Source organism: Kribbella sp. NBC_01505, from assembly GCF_045040285.1.
Taxonomy (GTDB): domain Bacteria; phylum Actinomycetota; class Actinomycetes; order Propionibacteriales; family Kribbellaceae; genus Kribbella.
The window spans coordinates 3,637,218-3,652,513 of the sequence record NZ_CP109425.1 but is presented as its reverse complement, the minus strand read 5'-3'; the positions used below and the strand labels follow the sequence as shown (position 1 = coordinate 3,652,513).

20 protein-coding genes are annotated in these 15,296 nt (G+C 67.7%); 12 read left to right on the top strand and 8 right to left on the bottom strand.

Annotation, left to right across the window (positions count from 1 at the left end; translation table 11 throughout):
* The first annotated feature begins 71 nt into the window (after nt 1–71).
* Complete coding sequence (locus OG474_RS17270; RefSeq protein ID WP_405063325.1) at nt 72–1,469, top strand: hypothetical protein; 1,398 nt, start codon at nt 72–74, stop codon at nt 1,467–1,469.
* 50 nt (nt 1,470–1,519) lie between these two features.
* On the opposite strand, the gene OG474_RS17265 is transcribed toward OG474_RS17270, so the two are convergent.
* Both OG474_RS17265 and OG474_RS17260 read right to left on the bottom strand, forming a co-directional pair.
* On the bottom strand, nt 1,520–2,584 hold the full coding sequence (locus tag OG474_RS17265) for a glycoside hydrolase family 75 protein (RefSeq protein WP_405063324.1): 1,065 nt from the start codon (nt 2,582–2,584) through the stop codon (nt 1,520–1,522).
* Nucleotides 2,585–2,666: 82 nt separating this feature from the next.
* Nucleotides 2,667–3,524 carry an Fpg/Nei family DNA glycosylase gene (locus OG474_RS17260; RefSeq protein WP_405063323.1) on the bottom strand — a complete coding sequence of 286 codons (858 nt, stop codon included), beginning with the start codon at nt 3,522–3,524 and terminating at the stop codon, nt 2,667–2,669.
* A 104-nt stretch (nt 3,525–3,628) separates the two neighbouring features.
* Between OG474_RS17260 and OG474_RS17255 the strand changes: the two genes are divergently transcribed.
* A complete protein-coding gene (locus tag OG474_RS17255; RefSeq protein WP_405063322.1) occupies nt 3,629–3,772 on the top strand; it encodes a hypothetical protein in 144 nt (47 codons plus the stop codon).
* On the opposite strand, the gene OG474_RS17250 is transcribed toward OG474_RS17255, so the two are convergent.
* Together OG474_RS17250 and OG474_RS17245 are read right to left on the bottom strand one after the other, a co-directional pair.
* Entirely contained in the window at nt 3,769–4,590 is an 822-nt protein-coding gene (locus OG474_RS17250; protein WP_405063321.1) for a class I SAM-dependent methyltransferase, read from the bottom strand. The genes OG474_RS17255 and OG474_RS17250 overlap by 4 nt on opposite strands.
* 50 nt (nt 4,591–4,640) lie before the next feature.
* A complete protein-coding gene (locus OG474_RS17245) occupies nt 4,641–4,886 on the bottom strand; it encodes a hypothetical protein (protein WP_405063320.1) in 246 nt (81 codons plus the stop codon).
* Nucleotides 4,887–4,968: 82 nt separating this feature from the next.
* Here OG474_RS17245 and OG474_RS17240 point away from each other — a divergent pair, with 82 nt between their 5' ends.
* The 5 genes from OG474_RS17240 (at nt 4,969) to OG474_RS17220 (ending at nt 9,765) form a co-directional block, all read left to right on the top strand.
* The gene (locus OG474_RS17240; RefSeq protein WP_405063319.1) at nt 4,969–5,922 is read left to right on the top strand and encodes a GlxA family transcriptional regulator; all 954 of its coding nucleotides are present in this window, start codon (nt 4,969–4,971) and stop codon (nt 5,920–5,922) included.
* 172 nt (nt 5,923–6,094) lie between these two features.
* On the top strand, nt 6,095–7,135 hold the full coding sequence (locus OG474_RS17235) for an acyltransferase family protein (RefSeq protein WP_405063318.1): 1,041 nt from the start codon (nt 6,095–6,097) through the stop codon (nt 7,133–7,135).
* Nucleotides 7,136–7,193: 58 nt separating this feature from the next.
* On the top strand, nt 7,194–7,874 hold the full coding sequence (locus OG474_RS17230; RefSeq protein WP_405063317.1) for a PadR family transcriptional regulator: 681 nt from the start codon (nt 7,194–7,196) through the stop codon (nt 7,872–7,874).
* A gap of 149 nt (nt 7,875–8,023) precedes the next feature.
* Nucleotides 8,024–8,989 carry an ATP-binding cassette domain-containing protein gene (locus tag OG474_RS17225; RefSeq protein ID WP_405063316.1) on the top strand — a complete coding sequence of 322 codons (966 nt, stop codon included), beginning with the start codon at nt 8,024–8,026 and terminating at the stop codon, nt 8,987–8,989.
* A complete protein-coding gene (locus tag OG474_RS17220) occupies nt 8,989–9,765 on the top strand; it encodes an ABC transporter permease (RefSeq protein WP_405063315.1) in 777 nt (258 codons plus the stop codon). Before OG474_RS17225 ends, OG474_RS17220 begins: the two co-directional genes overlap by 1 nt.
* Here the strand turns inward: OG474_RS17220 and OG474_RS17215 are convergent.
* A complete protein-coding gene (locus OG474_RS17215; protein ID WP_405063314.1) occupies nt 9,710–10,198 on the bottom strand; it encodes an SDR family NAD(P)-dependent oxidoreductase in 489 nt (162 codons plus the stop codon). The two genes, OG474_RS17220 and OG474_RS17215, sit on opposite strands and share 56 nt — an antisense overlap.
* A 72-nt stretch (nt 10,199–10,270) precedes the next feature.
* On the opposite strand from OG474_RS17215, the gene OG474_RS17210 reads away from it, so the two are divergent.
* The 3 genes from OG474_RS17210 to OG474_RS17200 all read left to right on the top strand — a co-directional run bounded on the left by OG474_RS17210 (nt 10,271) and on the right by OG474_RS17200 (nt 12,656).
* Nucleotides 10,271–10,894 (top strand): TetR/AcrR family transcriptional regulator, encoded by a 624-nt coding sequence (locus OG474_RS17210; RefSeq protein ID WP_405063313.1) that lies wholly within the window; start codon nt 10,271–10,273, stop codon nt 10,892–10,894.
* A 68-nt stretch (nt 10,895–10,962) separates the two neighbouring features.
* Nucleotides 10,963–11,649, top strand: a complete 687-nt coding sequence (locus OG474_RS17205; protein ID WP_405063312.1) for an SDR family NAD(P)-dependent oxidoreductase — start codon at nt 10,963–10,965, stop codon at nt 11,647–11,649.
* Nucleotides 11,649–12,656, top strand: coding sequence for an alcohol dehydrogenase catalytic domain-containing protein (locus OG474_RS17200; RefSeq protein WP_405063311.1), 1,008 nt, complete (start codon nt 11,649–11,651; stop codon nt 12,654–12,656). The genes OG474_RS17205 and OG474_RS17200 overlap by 1 nt, the downstream gene beginning before the upstream one ends.
* On the opposite strand, the gene OG474_RS17195 is transcribed toward OG474_RS17200, so the two are convergent.
* Nucleotides 12,642–13,736 (bottom strand): adenosine deaminase, encoded by a 1,095-nt coding sequence (locus tag OG474_RS17195; RefSeq protein ID WP_405063310.1) that lies wholly within the window; start codon nt 13,734–13,736, stop codon nt 12,642–12,644. The genes OG474_RS17200 and OG474_RS17195 overlap by 15 nt on opposite strands.
* Nucleotides 13,737–14,022: 286 nt before the next feature.
* Here OG474_RS17195 and OG474_RS17190 point away from each other — a divergent pair, with 286 nt between their 5' ends.
* Complete coding sequence (locus OG474_RS17190) at nt 14,023–14,262, top strand: ribbon-helix-helix protein, CopG family (protein ID WP_405063309.1); 240 nt, start codon at nt 14,023–14,025, stop codon at nt 14,260–14,262.
* Nucleotides 14,255–14,599 (top strand): type II toxin-antitoxin system PemK/MazF family toxin, encoded by a 345-nt coding sequence (locus tag OG474_RS17185; RefSeq protein ID WP_405063308.1) that lies wholly within the window; start codon nt 14,255–14,257, stop codon nt 14,597–14,599. Before OG474_RS17190 ends, OG474_RS17185 begins: the two co-directional genes overlap by 8 nt.
* Nucleotides 14,600–14,658: 59 nt before the next feature.
* Here the strand turns inward: OG474_RS17185 and OG474_RS17180 are convergent, their stop codons facing one another.
* Together OG474_RS17180 and OG474_RS17175 are read right to left on the bottom strand one after the other, a co-directional pair.
* Nucleotides 14,659–15,072: a hypothetical protein gene (locus OG474_RS17180; RefSeq protein ID WP_405063307.1), complete on the bottom strand. Its 414-nt coding sequence runs from the start codon at nt 15,070–15,072 to the stop codon at nt 14,659–14,661.
* A complete protein-coding gene (locus OG474_RS17175; protein ID WP_405063306.1) occupies nt 15,069–15,281 on the bottom strand; it encodes a hypothetical protein in 213 nt (70 codons plus the stop codon). Before OG474_RS17175 ends, OG474_RS17180 begins: the two co-directional genes overlap by 4 nt.
* Between the last annotated feature and the right edge of the window lie 15 nt (nt 15,282–15,296).

Genomic DNA, 15,296 nt, shown 5'->3' with positions numbered 1-15,296 from the left:
CGCGTCACAGAAGGACCGGCCTGCCTCCGGGCATGCCGCCACCGAACGCAACGAACGGAAGGCAATTCCTCATGAACGTGTGGGTCAAGCGATCCCTCAGCACCGCCGCAGTGGCTGGTGGCCTCTTCTTCGCCGGCGCGGCAGTAGCGCACGCCGACACCGGTCACGCGCAGTCCGAGGACGTCACCACGGGCAAGGTAGCCGCTCCGATCGAGATCGGTTCGATCGATCTGGGCCTGGAGACCTCCTCCTCGTCCAGCCACAGCTCGACGGTGTCGCACACCGGCAAGAAGGGCACGACGACCAGCACCAAGCAGTCGTCGAAGACCACCAAGAACAAGGTCGGTCTGAGCACCGGCAAGATCACCGCCGACCCGGTCGGAACGCTGAGCAGTGTCACCCGCTCGACCGCGCGCCGCTCCTCGAACCACACCAGCGGTTCCGTGCAGTCGCCGGTCTCGATCGGTGGCGCCAAGCTCACCGCCGAGCACGAGGAGACCTCGGCGAACGCCCAGAAGACCGTTCGCACGGACAAGCACGGTACGTCGGTCTCGGAGCGCCGTACCGTCCGCGGCTCGAAGACCGGCGGATCGGTCGGCACCGGCGCGATCACGCTGGACCCGAACGCGGCCTTCGACAGTCACCAGAGCAGCGTGGGCAAGCACAACACCGTCGGCTCGCACTCCGCGACCGACGCGGCCGGCTCGCTGCCGATCTCGTTCGGTGGCCTGAAGGCGCAAGGCTGGTCGGACACCTACTCGCTCGACTACAGCAAGACCAAGGTGAGCGACCGGCATGGCAGCCGCACTGATGTGCGGTCCGACGAGCGTGCGACCCATACCGGAGCCGGTGTCGTCGTGGGCCGACTGGTGGCCGACCCGCAGGCTGCGGTCTCCGACCGGCGCTCGACGCTGTTGCACAACGACCGGGGCAGCCGCTACGCACTGGTCACCGACCAGGCGACCACCGGTTCGCTGTCGGCGCCGTTCAAGTTCGACGGTGTCAGCGGCTTCGTCACCTCGCAGCAGGCGAGCAAGAGCGTTCGCGGCACCGAGGTCGTCGACAAGCACCGCACGGTACGCAAGGTCGTCACCAACGAGTCCGCGTCGAGCCAGACGATCGCCGGCCACTCCGGCGCGATCACGGGCAACCCGTCGCTCGACTTCGCCGACCACCGCTCGAGCCTGATCGCGGGCGACCGCCACGACTCGATCATCCGGACGGACCGCGACGGCTACGCGACCTACGCGCTGCCGTACTCGTACGACGGCTTCGGTGTCGCCGGTGACTTCGCCAACGCCTCGCGGCGTTCGGTCGTCGAGCAGGTGGCCGACCGCAACGGCACGACCACCCGCACCGAGACCGACCAGCACGCGGAGCGCAAGCTCCCGGCGTACAACTTCGCGGGCTTCCGCGGCGCGCCGCAGGGCGACTTCGGCTTCTCCGAGCTGGCTGAGCTGATCAAGTAGTCCGAACCGACTGACCCCCGCCCGGATCGTCCCGGGCGGGGGCTTTTCGGTCAGTTGTTGTTGACGAAGGTGCGCGCGAGTTCTTGGCCTCGGGACGTGGCCAGGGACTGGTTCTCGATCGGGTTGATGGTGGAGTTCTTGAAGACGATGTAGGTGACGGGGCCGTCGGTGCCGCCGTTCTCGGGGTTCGGGTTGATGCCTAGGGCAACGGCTGAGGCGTACGACGCCTCGCCGATGATGTCGGTCGGGCCGGTGTCGCCGACGACGGCGTACTTGACCTGGTTGTTGTAGATGACCGCGACCACGCCGCCACCGGCGATCTGGAAGTTGCGGTAGTCCCAGGTGCTGCTGGGGCTCGGGACGACGACGTACGGGAGCTGGGCCGCGTTCAGCGGCTGGTTCGTCGAGGTGTGGAAGGCGGTGTCGGGCTGGAACCACGGGTCGGTGCTCTCGTTGCACTGGGTGGTGCGCAGGCCGTCGCAGTCGACGTCCATGTCGGCCTTCCAGAACACGGCGCCGTTCTTGCCGCAGACCGGGATGGTCCGGCCGAGCTCGGAGTCGGTCTTGTAGGTACCGTTGGAGATCTGGCTGCAGCTCGTCACCTTGGCGAGCAGCTCGGCCGCGGTCGGCGCGCCACCACCGCCGCCGGAGTCCGTGACGGCGAGCGAGTCGAGGTTCGGGCCGCCGTTCGCGGTGGTCGCGGTGGCCTTGATCGTGTGTGAACCCGCGGACAGGTTCGCGTTGACCGTGCTGGTGTTCCACGTCGTCCAGGCGCCGGTCCCGGCGAACTGCGGCGTGGAGACGACCGTGCCGTCGACCGCGATACTCATCGGCCGGTTCACCGTGGTGCCGTTGGCGAACCGGAACGCCAGCGAGGCGTTGCCACTGGCACCGACGTTCACGGTGAAGGTGACCGACGAGCCGGTCACGTTGTCGTAGTTGACGAACCCGGAGCCGGTGAAGCCGGCGTGATTGGACTCCACCACGCCTTGGGTCCGGCCCGCGTTCTCGGCCTCGTACGACGTGGTCGCCGCTGAAGCCGTGGTCGCGATCGTCGGGATCAGCAGCGCGCTGCTGACAATGGCGAGGGCAAATGCGATGGGGCGGAAACGCATCGTGCACACCTCCGATAGTTAAGAAACTTTCCTAACTGTCGGAAGGCGGTTTCCGCCTGTCAATACTTCATTGGTTCCGGAACTATTTGAGCAGCTTCGACAGGCGGCGGTCGGCCAGCGGCTTGCCGCCGGTCTGGCAGGTCGCGCAGTACTGCAGCGAGGAGTCGGCGAAGCTCACCTCGCGGACGATGTCCCCGCAGACCGGGCACTTCTGACCCGTCCGCCCGTGCACCCGCAGCCCGGACTTCTTCTCCGACTTCAGATCCTGTACGGCGAGGCCGGCGGACCGGTCGACCGCGTCCTGCAGGGTCGCCCGCATCGCGTCGTACAGGGTCTTCAGCTCGTCGTCGGTCAGATTCGACGCCGGTTTGAACGGGCTCATCTTCGCGACGTGCAGGATCTCGTCGGAGTAGGCGTTGCCGATCCCGGCGATCACCGACTGGTTGCGCAGCACGCCCTTCAGCTGCACCCGCCCGGCCTGCTTGAGGATCGCGCCGAACTCCTCGATGGACAACGAGAACGGCTCCGGCCCGAGCCGCGCGATCCCCGGCACCTCGGCCGGATCGCGCACGACGTACACCGCGAGCTTCTTCTGCGTCCCGGCCTCGGTCAGGTCGAACCCGGACCCGTCGTCGAACGCCGTCCGCAACGCGATCGGGCCCTTGCCGGGCCGGACCAGCGCGGTGGACTGCTCGTCGCGCCAGCGCAGCCAGCCCGCCCGGGCCAGGTGGATGATCAGATGCACGCCCTGCGCCGAGAAGTCGAGGAACTTCCCGTGCCGCTGGACGTCGTCGATCAGCAGGCCGACCAGCGCAGAGACCGGCGGGTCGTACGTCTTCAGGGCGCTGATCGCGGTGATGTCGGCGCGCACGAACGCCCGCCCGACGGCACGTTCCCGCAGGAAAACCGCCAGCGACTCGACCTCCGGCAACTCAGGCACGACTCCAGTGTGCCCGATACCAGGGACAGTTTCGGGTTATCACCCATAGGAGACAGGTTGTGCAGGCCGATAGTGTCAACGGTAAGTCGACAAAGGAGGCCCCCATGGGAGGCTTAGTGAAGAACTTGCTGAAAGGCGCCGTCGTCGCCAAGGTGGTTCAGGTGGCGCAGCGTGAGCTGAGCAAGCCGCAGAACCAGCAGAAGATCAAGCAGGCGTTCCAGAAGATCCAGCAGCGCCGTACGCACTAGACAGGCTTGTGCGCCTGCAACGTGTAGGTCGCTGCCAGACGCTCGGGGTTGTCGGTGAGTCGCCACTCACCGGCACCATCCACGGTCATCAGGCCGTCCAGCCCACACCACGGCGCGCTGTCGTGCTCGGCCAGTGAATCGAACACCAGTCCTGCCTTCTGTACGGCGGTGATGGTCTCGCCGAGCCCGTGGTTCCAGTCGTGCGTGGTGTTCGTGGTGAACTCGACGTCGGTCTCGACGTACGTGCCACCCTCGTTGAAGACCATCGGCTCGGCCATCTCGAAGTACGGGTACTTGAGCGCGACCTCGCGATTGACCGACTCCAGCGCCCACAGCATCGGGTGCCCTTCGCGAATGAAGAGCCGCCCACCCGGCTTCAACAGGCCGGCCACAACCTGTGCCCAGCGATCGATGTCCGGGATCCAGCACAGCGCGCCGATCCCCGTGTAGACGAGGTCGTACGTCGAGGCCCCGAGCACGTCGACGGCGTCGTACACGTCTGCCACATGGAAGTCGGCCTCGAGCCCCAGCTTGTCCGCGAGTGCCTGAGCTGCCTCAACAGCGGGCGGCGAGAAGTCCAGCCCGCTCATCCGCGCTCCGAGCCGCGCGAGCGACACCGTGTCCGTGCCGATGTGGCACTGCAGATGCACGCCGCGCAGCCCCGAGATGTCTCCCAGCAGCGGCACGTCGAAACGCACCACATCACTCAGGTACGACGGGTCGCTCTCGAACTCGGCCACGTGATAGCTCGGCGAAGCCACGTGCGCGGGGACGCGTTCGTCCCAGCTGGCCTGGTTGATCTCCCGATAGTCGCTCACGGGCCGACTGTCGCAGGTCGACCCGTGCAGCGACCACTGCTTTTGCCCGTTCAGGCAGCGTGCCGGCCGTGCGTCAGGCGGGCGACCTGGATCCGGTGCACGTTGGCCGGGGTAGTCGTGGGCTTGGAGGTGAAGGGCTTGGCCGACGCGCCGAGGGCGAGCAGGTCGAGCTTGGTCCGGGCCACGTCACGGTCGCCGGTCGAGCCTTCCAGGTCGGCGGAGTGCCGACGGTGGCTGACCTCGAGGGCCGCGATCAGGGCCAGTACGAGTACTGCGATCACCACGATTCCGTTCATGGCAGTAATCATGCTACCAATCAGATCCCGCCACAATTGGCACTATTGACAGTGTGCATCAAATTCCTGCCATACTGGCTGGATGCTGCGGAAGATCGCCGTCGTACTGATGGAAGACGTGGCCCTGTTCGAGTTCGGTGTGGTCTCCGAGGTGTTCGGGATCGACCGCACCGACGACGGGGTGCCGCCGTTCGATTTCAAGGTCTGCTCGGCCACGCCGGGCGTGCCGATGTCCACCAGCAGTCATTCGTCGGTCATCGCGCCGTACGGACTGGAGGAGACCGAGGACGCCGACCTGATCGCATTGCCGGCGACGACCTGGCGGCACGCGTACGACGAGCGCATCCTCGACGCACTGCGGAAGGCAGAGGCCCGCGGGGCGATCCTGCTGACGGTCTGCTCAGGCGCCTTCGTGCTCGGCGCGGCCGGACTGCTCGACGGCCGGCCTTGCACGACGCACTGGCGCTACGTGAAGAAGTTCGAGGAGCAGTTCCCGCTGGCCAAGCTGGACGCGGACGTGCTCTTCGTCGACGACGGCAACATCATCACCAGCGCCGGGACCGCGGCCGGGATCGACGCCTGCCTGCACCTGGTACGGCGTGAGCTCGGCAGCGCAGTGGCCACCCGGATCGCTCGGCGGATGGTCGTTCCGCCCCAGCGCGACGGCGGCCAGCGCCAGTACGTCGAGGTGCCCGTACCCGAGTCGTCCGGGGAGAGTCTGCAGCCGGTGCTCGACTGGATGGTCGACAACCTGACGGTCGATCACACCGTCCCGGCCTTGGCCCGCCAGGCTCAGATGTCCGAGCGGACCTTCGCCCGGCGCTTCGTCGCCGAGACCGGCACCACCCCGCTGAAGTGGGTCACCACTCAGCGCGTACTGCGCGCCCGGACACTGCTCGAGCAAACGCGAATGGGGATCGAGCAGATCGCCGCCGAGTCCGGCTTCGGGACCGCGGCACTGCTCCGGCATCACTTCCGCCGCGTGGTCGGCGTACCGCCGCAGGACTATCGGCGCACGTTCCGCACCACAGCGTGACCTGATACAGACGATTTGCTACCACCTGGGGTGACCCCACTAAGATCTCTGAAGTATCACGGGGGGATAACGGGTACTGGGGGGACACGGCCGATACTGATTCGGCGAGTCGAGCCAAGCTGGAGCTTCTGTGTCCACGCCTACCCCGCCCCGGGTTACCTCTGCGCGCCGGTTGAGCTGGGACGTTGTCCGCGTCCTCGCCGTGCTGGCCGTGATGTTCACCCACACGACCTACATGGGTCCGTATCTGCACCCCGAGCTGGGCGCACCACTGACTCCGCATCCCTTCCAGGTCGGCGCCAGCGTGCTGCTGGTGATCAGCGCTTACTTCGTCTGCGTGACCGTCCGGAAGGACGGCTCCACGCTCCGGTGGCTGTGGCGCCGCTACGCGCGGGTGATCCCGCCGTACTTGGCCGCTGTGGTCATCACCTACACCGCGCTGGTGCTGTTCGGCCCGAGCCAGTGGACGCTGCCCACCCCGCATGACCTGTGGGGCAACCTCACCCTGGCCAGCTCCTTCGACCCGTCGGTGCGGATGATCGACGGGTCCTACTGGACGCTGCCGCTACAGCTGATGGCGTTCACTATGGCCGCTCTGCTCTGGCCGCGCGGCGCCGCGACCGGTCAGCGGGTCACAGTGCTGCTCTGGGTGATGATCCTGGCGCCGGTGATCCTGCAGTGGAACGACCGGATCACCAACAGCCCGCAGTGGGTGATCCAGCTCTGGAACGGCTTCGGCATCCACCGACTGCAGCTGTTCGCCATCGGAATCGCTCTATGGCTGTGGACAAAGCACCGCATCGGTACGCCGCACCTGGGCGCGCTGCTGGTCGCCACCGTCTTCGCGCACCACGCGCAGACCCAGGACCTGCCGTCCTCGCTAGGGATGGGCGTCCTGCTGGTAGTCGTCGCTCTGGCGGCGCGCGGGCCGGACTGGACGGTGTTCGAACCAGTCCGGCGGCCGATCGAGTTTCTGGCGAAGATCTCGTTCGGGATCTACCTGCTCAACCAGGAGCTCGGCTACCTGGTCGCCTGGCACCTGATGACCCTCGGAGTCGGCCGGCTCGGTCAGATCGCCGGTGCGGTCGCTGCGGCGATCCTGCTCGCCTGGCTGCTCACCAAGTACGTCGAACAACCGGCGTACCGGCTATTGACCGCGCGCCGGCCGGTCCGGCGGCTCGGGTTCCGTGCGGTCGCCTGGCTCAATACTTGACATCGGATACCCGTGAACTAATACTCGATCTCAAGTAATCGAGATCGAGGAGTCTGTCGTGGCGAAACGCAAGGTGGCGAACCCGCTCGCGTTCGCCGTGCTCGGCACCTTGACCGAGCGCCCGATGCACCCGTACGAGATCTCCAACCTGCTCCGGACGCGCGGCAAGGACCAGAGCATCAAGCTCAACTACGGCTCGCTGTACTCCGTCGTCGGCGCCCTGGAGAAGCACGGCTTCATCGAGGCCCAGGAGACGATCCGGGAGGGCAACCGCCCGGAGCGGACGATCTACCGGATCACCGAGGCCGGTCAGCTCGAGTTCGCCGACTGGCTGACCGAGCTGCTCGGCTCGACGGCCCGTGAGTTCCACCCGCTGGAGGCCGGGCTGACCTATCTGCCCGGCCTGCCGCCCGACCGCGTCGTCGAGTTGCTCGAGCAGCGCCTGACCGCGGTCGACGCGGAGATCGAGCAGATCACCACAGCCCACGAGTACATGGCGTCGATGGACTTCCCGCGCCTCTTCGCGGTCGAGTCGGAGTTCCGGCTGGCCCTGCTGGAGGCCGAGTCGGCGTATGTCCGGCGACTCGCCGACGAGATCCGGACCGATGAGCTGGGCGGCTCGGCGTTCTGGCGCCAGGCCTGGAAGAACTCCGTCGAGCTGGGCATCACTCCGGCCGAGCAGCTCAAGGATCCGGTCAAGTACTTCGGCCAGGAGTTCACCTGGCTGAAGCACCAGTAAGAACGGCCCCGACCCGCGGCGCGGCAACGCCAAGGGTCAGGGCCGCAGTTTCCTCAGAGTCGGTCCGAAGACCTGGCATCCAAGGGCACAACCATCAGGATAGCCAGACCTGGACCGGCTCCCCATCACACCGAGGGAGTCACCCCACTATGGCTACGCATGCCATCCAAGCGACCGACCTGGTCAAGACCTATCCGAAGGGCCTCCGCGCGCTCGACGGACTGACGTTCAGCGTCGGTGAAGGCGTCGTACTCGGTCTGCTCGGCCCGAACGGCGCCGGCAAGTCCACCACCGTGAAGATCCTCACCACCCTCTCCCGGGCCGACTCCGGGACCGCGCGCGTCGCCGGGTACGACGTGATCCGCGAGCAGGACAAGGTCCGGCACGCGATCGGCTACGTGCCGCAGAAGTCCAGCTCGGACCCGATGGCCACCGGCGTCGAGAACCTCGTGCTCGGCGGCCGGATCTACGGCCTGTCCCGGACCGACGCCGTACGGCGGGCAACCGAACTGCTCGAGCGGTTCGGGCTGACCGAGTTCGGCGGCCGGCAGGTCAAGACGTACTCCGGCGGCATGCAGCGCAAACTGGATGTCGCGCTCGGGTTGGTGCACCGGCCGCGGGTGTTGTTCCTGGACGAGCCGACCACCGGTCTCGATCCGGAGGCGCGGGCGGACCTGTGGACCGAGGTCGGGCGGCTCGCCGGGGCCGAAGGCCTGACCGTGCTGCTGACCACGCACTACCTGGAAGAGGCCGACCGGCTGGCCGATCGGCTCGCCATCGTCGACCACGGCAAGATCGTTGCCGAAGGCACCCCCGACGGGCTGAAGTCCGAGCTGCGCGGCGACTCGGTCCACGTGGAACTCATCGACGCCGATACCGACGGTTCGGTGCGCATCCTGCTCGCCCAACTCCCCGGGGTTGGGAAGATCGTTGTCGAAGGCAAGGTTCTCCGGGCGCGGGTCGACCACGGCGCAACCGCGGTTCCCGCCGTACTGGGAGCCCTTGAGGACAAGGCGATTCCGGTCGCCGCGGTGACGGTCTCCCGACCATCCCTGGACGACGTGTACCTGAACTACACCGGTCGTTCGTTCCAGGCAGCGGAGGAGGCGGCGTGATGACGACTGCAGTCGCACACACCCGATTCGTCACCGGCCGCTGGCTGCGCGCGTCGTACCGGCAACCGGCGCTGATCATCTTCACCCTGGTCCAACCGGCCATCTGGCTGCTGCTGTTCGGGCAGTTGTTCAAGGGGGTCGTCAACCTCCCCGGGTTCAGTGACACGTCGTACATCGCGTTCCTGACACCCGGGATCGTGATGATGACGGCACTGATGTCGGCCGGCTGGAGCGGTACGACGTTCATCGCGGACATGGAACGCGGCGTGATGGACCGGATGCTCGCGTCACCGGTCAGCCGCGGCGGGCTGATGGCCGGGCAGCTGATCAGCAACGCGACCAACACGCTGATCCAGACGGTGCTGGTGTTCGCGATCGGGATCGCCGCGGGCGCCCGGTACGACGGCGGCGCGGCCGGCTACGCGGTCACGGCAGGCGCGTCGATGCTGATCGGGGTCGCGTTCGGTTCGCTGTCCAACGCGGTCGCGCTGCTGACCCGGCAGCAGGAGGCCCTGATCGGCATCTCGCAGTTCGTCTCGCTGCCGCTGACCTTCATGTCGTCGATCATGATCGACCCGTCGGTGGCACCGCACTGGGTCAACGTCGCCGCCCGGTTCAACCCGGTCGACTGGGCCACGATCGCCGCCCGGCAGGCGCTGGCCGCCGACCCGGACTGGTCGTCGGTGCTGCGCCACAGCGGCTATCTGGTCGCCTTCACGCTCATCGTCGCGTGGCTGTCGACCCGCGCCTTCCGCACGTACCAGCGGTCTGTGTAGTGCTTGATTCCTTTGGGGCCCTCGACCCAAGGGACTGCAATCCCTTGGGTCGAGAACCAGCTTCGGTGTGGGCGGCGACGATCGCGTCGGCCGTCTCCCAGGGCTCGGCCGCGGCGTCCGGGCGGACGATCGCGCCGGACCGCTGGGCGCTGAAGTGCGAGAGGACCGCATCCTCGATCGCCCGGTCGCTGGTGGTGTTCACCAGGACGTCGAGGCGGTGGTGGTAGCCGAGGATGCCGGCGACCGCGTCGTCGACCCGCTCCGGGGCGAGCCCGAGCGCCTCGACCTGCCGCGGGAAGGCGCCGACCAGGTCGTACACGGACTCGGGATGCCGGGCGGCGGCGACCACGACCGCGCCGGAAGCGGCTGCGGCGGCCACGATCGAGCGCCCCATCGCGCCGTCCGCACCGGTCACCAGCCAGACCTTCGCCATCCGTGCTCCCCATCGGTCGCCGTAGCCCACCCTAAGTCAGACTCTAGTCCAAGTTGATGTCATAGTCTTTAGATGGACTCTGACTCGGCAACAGTTGAGGTCACCCCGCTGGGCCGCCGGGAGCGGAGCAAGGCGGCGCTGCGGCAGCGACTGCTGGAGGCGGCACTGGCCGCGTTCACGGCCAAGGGCTACCGGGCCGCGACCATCGACGAGATCGCCGAGCGTGCCGACGTCGCCCGGGCCACGGCGTTCAACCACTTCCCGCGCAAGGAGGACTTCCTCCTCGAGCTCATCCTGAAGCGGCGGCAGGGCATCCGCGACGGGCTCGAGGCGCAGCTGGCGTCGCCTGACCAGACCGTGCTCGAGGGCATCCGCGAGGTGGTCCGGGGCGCCGCCCGCTCGTACGACGCGAACCAGGACACGAACCAGGCGATGATGCGGGCGATGCTGCAGTCCGGGGTGATGGCCACGGCCGGCTCGCACTCGACCGGCCTCGCCTTCGGCCGCGCGGTCGCCGTCGGGCAGGCGCGCGGCGAGATCCGGACCGACGTCGACGCCGACGCGATCGGCAACGTGCTCTTCGACGGCTGCGTCGGCATCCTCTACCGCTGGGGCCTCGGCGAGGTCGATCTGCCCCTCGAAGAGGCCTTCGACACCGTCTTCGAGGTCGTGGTCGGCGAAGTTTCAGCGCGCTAGACGGACGCGCCGCAGCGATTCTTCCGGCACGCTTGAAGCAACTGACTGTTGCCTTGAGGAGAATGCGCATGAGCAGAGCGAGTCGCCGGGCCGTCCTCGGCGGTGCCGTTGCCACCGCCGCCGGTATCGCCGCCAGTGGAACGTCCACCGCCGCCGGGCGTCCACCCGGGAGGTTCACCGGGAAGGTCGTGCTGATCACCGGCGGGACTTCGGGGATCGGTGCGGCCACCGCCCGGGCCTTCGCCGCGGCCGGAGCCCGGGTCGTCATCGGTGGCCGGCGTACGCAGCTGGGTCGCGAGGTCGAGCGGAGCATCCGAGCAGCGCGCGGCGAGGCGACGTACCTGGAGAGTGACGTCCGCGAGGCGGAGTCCGTGCAGAACTTCGTCGACACCGCCGTACGGCGCTATGGGCGGCTCGACATCGCGTTCAACAACGCCGGGGTGCACGTCGGCTCCGTGGCGGAGTGGAACGACGGACTGGCCACGAACGCGCGGGGGCAGTTCCTCGCGATGCAGTACGAGCTCCCGCACCTGATCGCTAGCGGCGGCGGGCACATCATCAGCAACTCGCCGGCCGCGCAGGACCTGGTCCGGACTGCTGCGGCGGAGTACGGCGCGCAGGGTGTCCGGGTGAACACGATCCTGGCGGGCACTGTGCCGGCAGCTGCGGTTGCGCAGGCCGTGCTCGGGTTGGCGGGGGATGAGTTCAGCTATCTGACCGGTGCGACGATTCCGGTCGGCGGTGGTTCGGTCTGATGCACGCTGTGGTCGTCCACGGCCCGGGGGATGTTCGCGTCGAGCAGCGGCCCGACCCTGCTCCCGGGCCGGGCGAAGTGCTCGTCGCGATGGAGTGGGGCGGCATCTGCGGGAGTGACATCTCCTATGCGCGCCATGGCGCCTCCGGTACGGCGGTGCTCCGGCACCCGCTGGTTCTCGGCCACGAGGTGGCGGGGCGGATCGCCGTACTGGGTCGTGGCGTTTCTGGGCATGCGGTGGACGATGCGGTGACTGTGCATCCGGCCTCGCCGTCTTCGGAGGCGCTGCCGTCGCTGATCGCAGGGCGGACCAATCTGCATCAGGAGGTCCGGTACTTCGGGTCGGCCGCGTTCGAACCGCATGAGGACGGCGGATTCTCGACGTACCGGGTGGTGCGGCTGGATCAGCTGCGGGCGTTGCCTGCTGGGCTGTCCACGCGGATTGCTGCGTTGGCCGAGCCGCTGGCGGTAGCGCTGCACGCGGTTGGCCGGCTCGGGGATGTGCGCGGTCGGCAGGTGTTCGTGAACGGCGCCGGGTCGATCGGGTCGCTGGTGGTCGCGGCGGCCAAGGCTCGTGGTGCTGCGAGCGTGCTGAGCGCGGACGTGTCCGCTGAGGCGTTGGCGATGGCCTCGGCATTGGGTGCGGACGAGCTGTTCGATGCGGCCGTCGAGTTGCCGAGCGATAGCGCGTTGGTGGTCGAGGCTTCTGGCGTTCCGGCGGCACTCGGTGCGGTTCTGCGAGCAACGGCGCGCGGCGGAACCGTCGTACAGGTGGGGAACCTGCCGATCACGCCAACGCCTGCTGTGCTTGGCGATCTGGTCAGTCGGGAGATCACCTGGACCGGTTCCTACCGGTTCGTCGACGAGATCACCGAGGCCGTCGCGTTGCTCGCCGGTGGGCTCGACGTGACCCCGCTGATCGCGGCCGAGTACGACCTCGCCGACGCCGTCGCGGCGATCGATGCCGCGGCGACGACGGCCGGGAAAGTCCTGCTACGCCTGAGCTGAGAGCCCTGATACCGACAACACCTCGGCGTACCAGGGCTTGATGATGGAGTCGATGATGGCGAGGCGTTCGTCGAACGGGATGAACGCCGACTTCATCGCGTTGATCGCGAACCAGCGGAAGTCCGCCAGCCCGTAGTCGAACGCCTCCGCGAGCAACGCCAGCTCACGACTCATCGACGTACCGCTCATCAGGCGGTTGTCGGTGTTCACCGTGACCCGGAACTTCAGCTTCGTGAGCAGCCCGATCGGGTGCTCGGCGATCGACGCGGCCGCGCCGGTCTGCAGGTTCGAACTCGGGCACATCTCCAGCGGAATCCGCCGATCCCGCACGTACGCCGCGAGCCGGCCCAGCTCGACCTTGTCGCCGGCCGGGTCATGGCTGATGTCGTCGATGATCCGCACGCCGTGCCCGAGCCGGTCCGCGCCACACCACTGGATCGCCTGCCAGATCGACGGCAGGCCGAACGCCTCGCCCGCGTGGATCGTGAAGTGCGCGTTCTCGCGCTGCAGATACTCGAACGCGTCCAGGTGCCGGGTGGGCGGATACCCCGCCTCGGCGCCGGCGATGTCGAACCCGACCACACCCGCGTCGCGGTACTGCACGGACAGCTCCGCGATCTCCATCGACCGCGCCTGATGCCGCATCGCCGTCAGCAACTGCCGCGCCACGATCGGCCGCTCCGCCACCGCCATCCCGTGCTCGAACCCCTCCCGCACGGCATCCACCACCTGCTCCAGCGACAGCCCCTTGGTCAGATGCTGCTCGGGCGCATACCGCACCTCCGCATACACCACCCCGTCCGCCGCCAGATCCTGCACACACTCACTGGCCACCCGCGAGATCGCCTCAGCCGTCTGCATCACCGCCACCGTGTGATCAAACGTCTCCAGATACCGCTCCAACGAGCCCGAGTCCGCCGACTCCACGAACCAGGCCCCGAGCTCCCCCGCATCCTCCCGAGGCACCTTGTGCCCCACTTCCTTCGCCAGCTCCACCACAGTCGCGGGCCGCAACCCACCATCCAAGTGGTCATGCAAAAGCACCTTCGGCGCCGCAACCAACTGCTCAGGCGTAATCATCCCGCCATCTTGCCACCGCCCCATCCCCCTTGGGCCATGCCCCAACCACCCCCCGATCTGCCCCGCAATGCCCCGGAATGCCCCTGGAATCCCTTCGTGTCACACACGCACCCCGCGAAACCGTTCTGCCATGAACGACAACCCACGCTTCGAAACCGCCCCCGCCCGATCGACCCGGAATGTCCGATACCTGCCTGGCCTTGCCACCTCCGACGAGACAGTCAGACATACCATCGGTATGACGTTCAGTATCCTCAGAGAGGAGTGCTGGTGGTATCCTGCTCACATGTCTGAGATGACAACGATCAAGGTGCCGAAGGACTTGCGGGAGGCCGTCATGCAGTCCGCTCGAGCCGAGGGACTGACCGCCGCGGAGTTTCTGCGGCGCCTGATCGAGGAGCACGCCCGGCGTCAGCGATTCGCGGCTGTGCGCCATGCCTACGCCGGCAGTGGTCGCGACCGCGACTACGACGAGATCACGGCGGCTTGGGACCAGGCGGGCGACGACGGCCTGGCCGATGCGTGAGCTGCGGCGCGGCGACGTGGTCTGGGTTGACTTCAGCCCGACCCGCGGCCGCGAACAGTTCGGTGCGCGGCCCGCGGTCATCGTCGCCTCGAACGACTACCTGGACGCGGTGCCAGACCTCGCGATCGCCCTTCCGGTCTCGACGACCGACCGTGGCTGGCCACATCATGTGCGGTTGACCGGCGCCAGACTCCAGCTACGCAAAGCCAGTTGGGCACTCACGGAACAACCGCGGGCCATCAGTCGGGATCGCGTCAGCCGGTCAGCCGGCCACATCGACGCCGACTGCCAGCACGAGATCGACGAGTGGCTCAAAGACTTCCTCGGGCTCCACTGATCGACTCGACTCAACTGCCGCCATTTCTGCAAGTGCTGCTTGCAGAAATGGCGGGTCGGTCAGGTGGGGTGGGGGGCTTGGTCGGGGTGTTGGGTGGGGTGGCGGGCGGTGGTGGTGCGGATGCCGGTGATGAAGGTGGTGATGAGGCCGGCGGACATGACGAGGTTGCCGGTGACGGTGCCGGGGTTGTTGGAGGTCAGGTTGGGGGTGAGTTCGCCGGCGAGGGTGCCGACGCCGACGATCCAGAAGGCGATCACCACGGCGAAGACGGGGTGCCACCACCAGCGGGAGGTGAGGAGCGTCAGTACGGCGGCCACGGCGATGAAGGCGATGCCGGGTGGGAAGGCGACGCCGAGCGGCGGTAGGGCCTCGGCGAACTTGGCGGGCTCGGCGATCCATTGGATGACCAGGCCGGCGGCGCCGACGAGCAGACCGGCCAGCGTGACGAGTGTGCCGCGACTCAGCCGGATCATGACTGGGCCCTGCGGGAGTTGAGCACCGCGAGCACGGCGAAGACGGCGGCGGCTACGAAGCTGAGCATCTGCAGCCAGCCGGAGGCGAACTCCAGGAAGCTGCCCGGGTCGAGCAGCCGCGGTGTGAACCCGGTTGTGGCGAGTCCGCCGACGACAAAGAAGGTGCTCCCGGCAACTACTAGCAACGGGGCGAACCGCCACCATGCCACGGCCACCAGGACGGC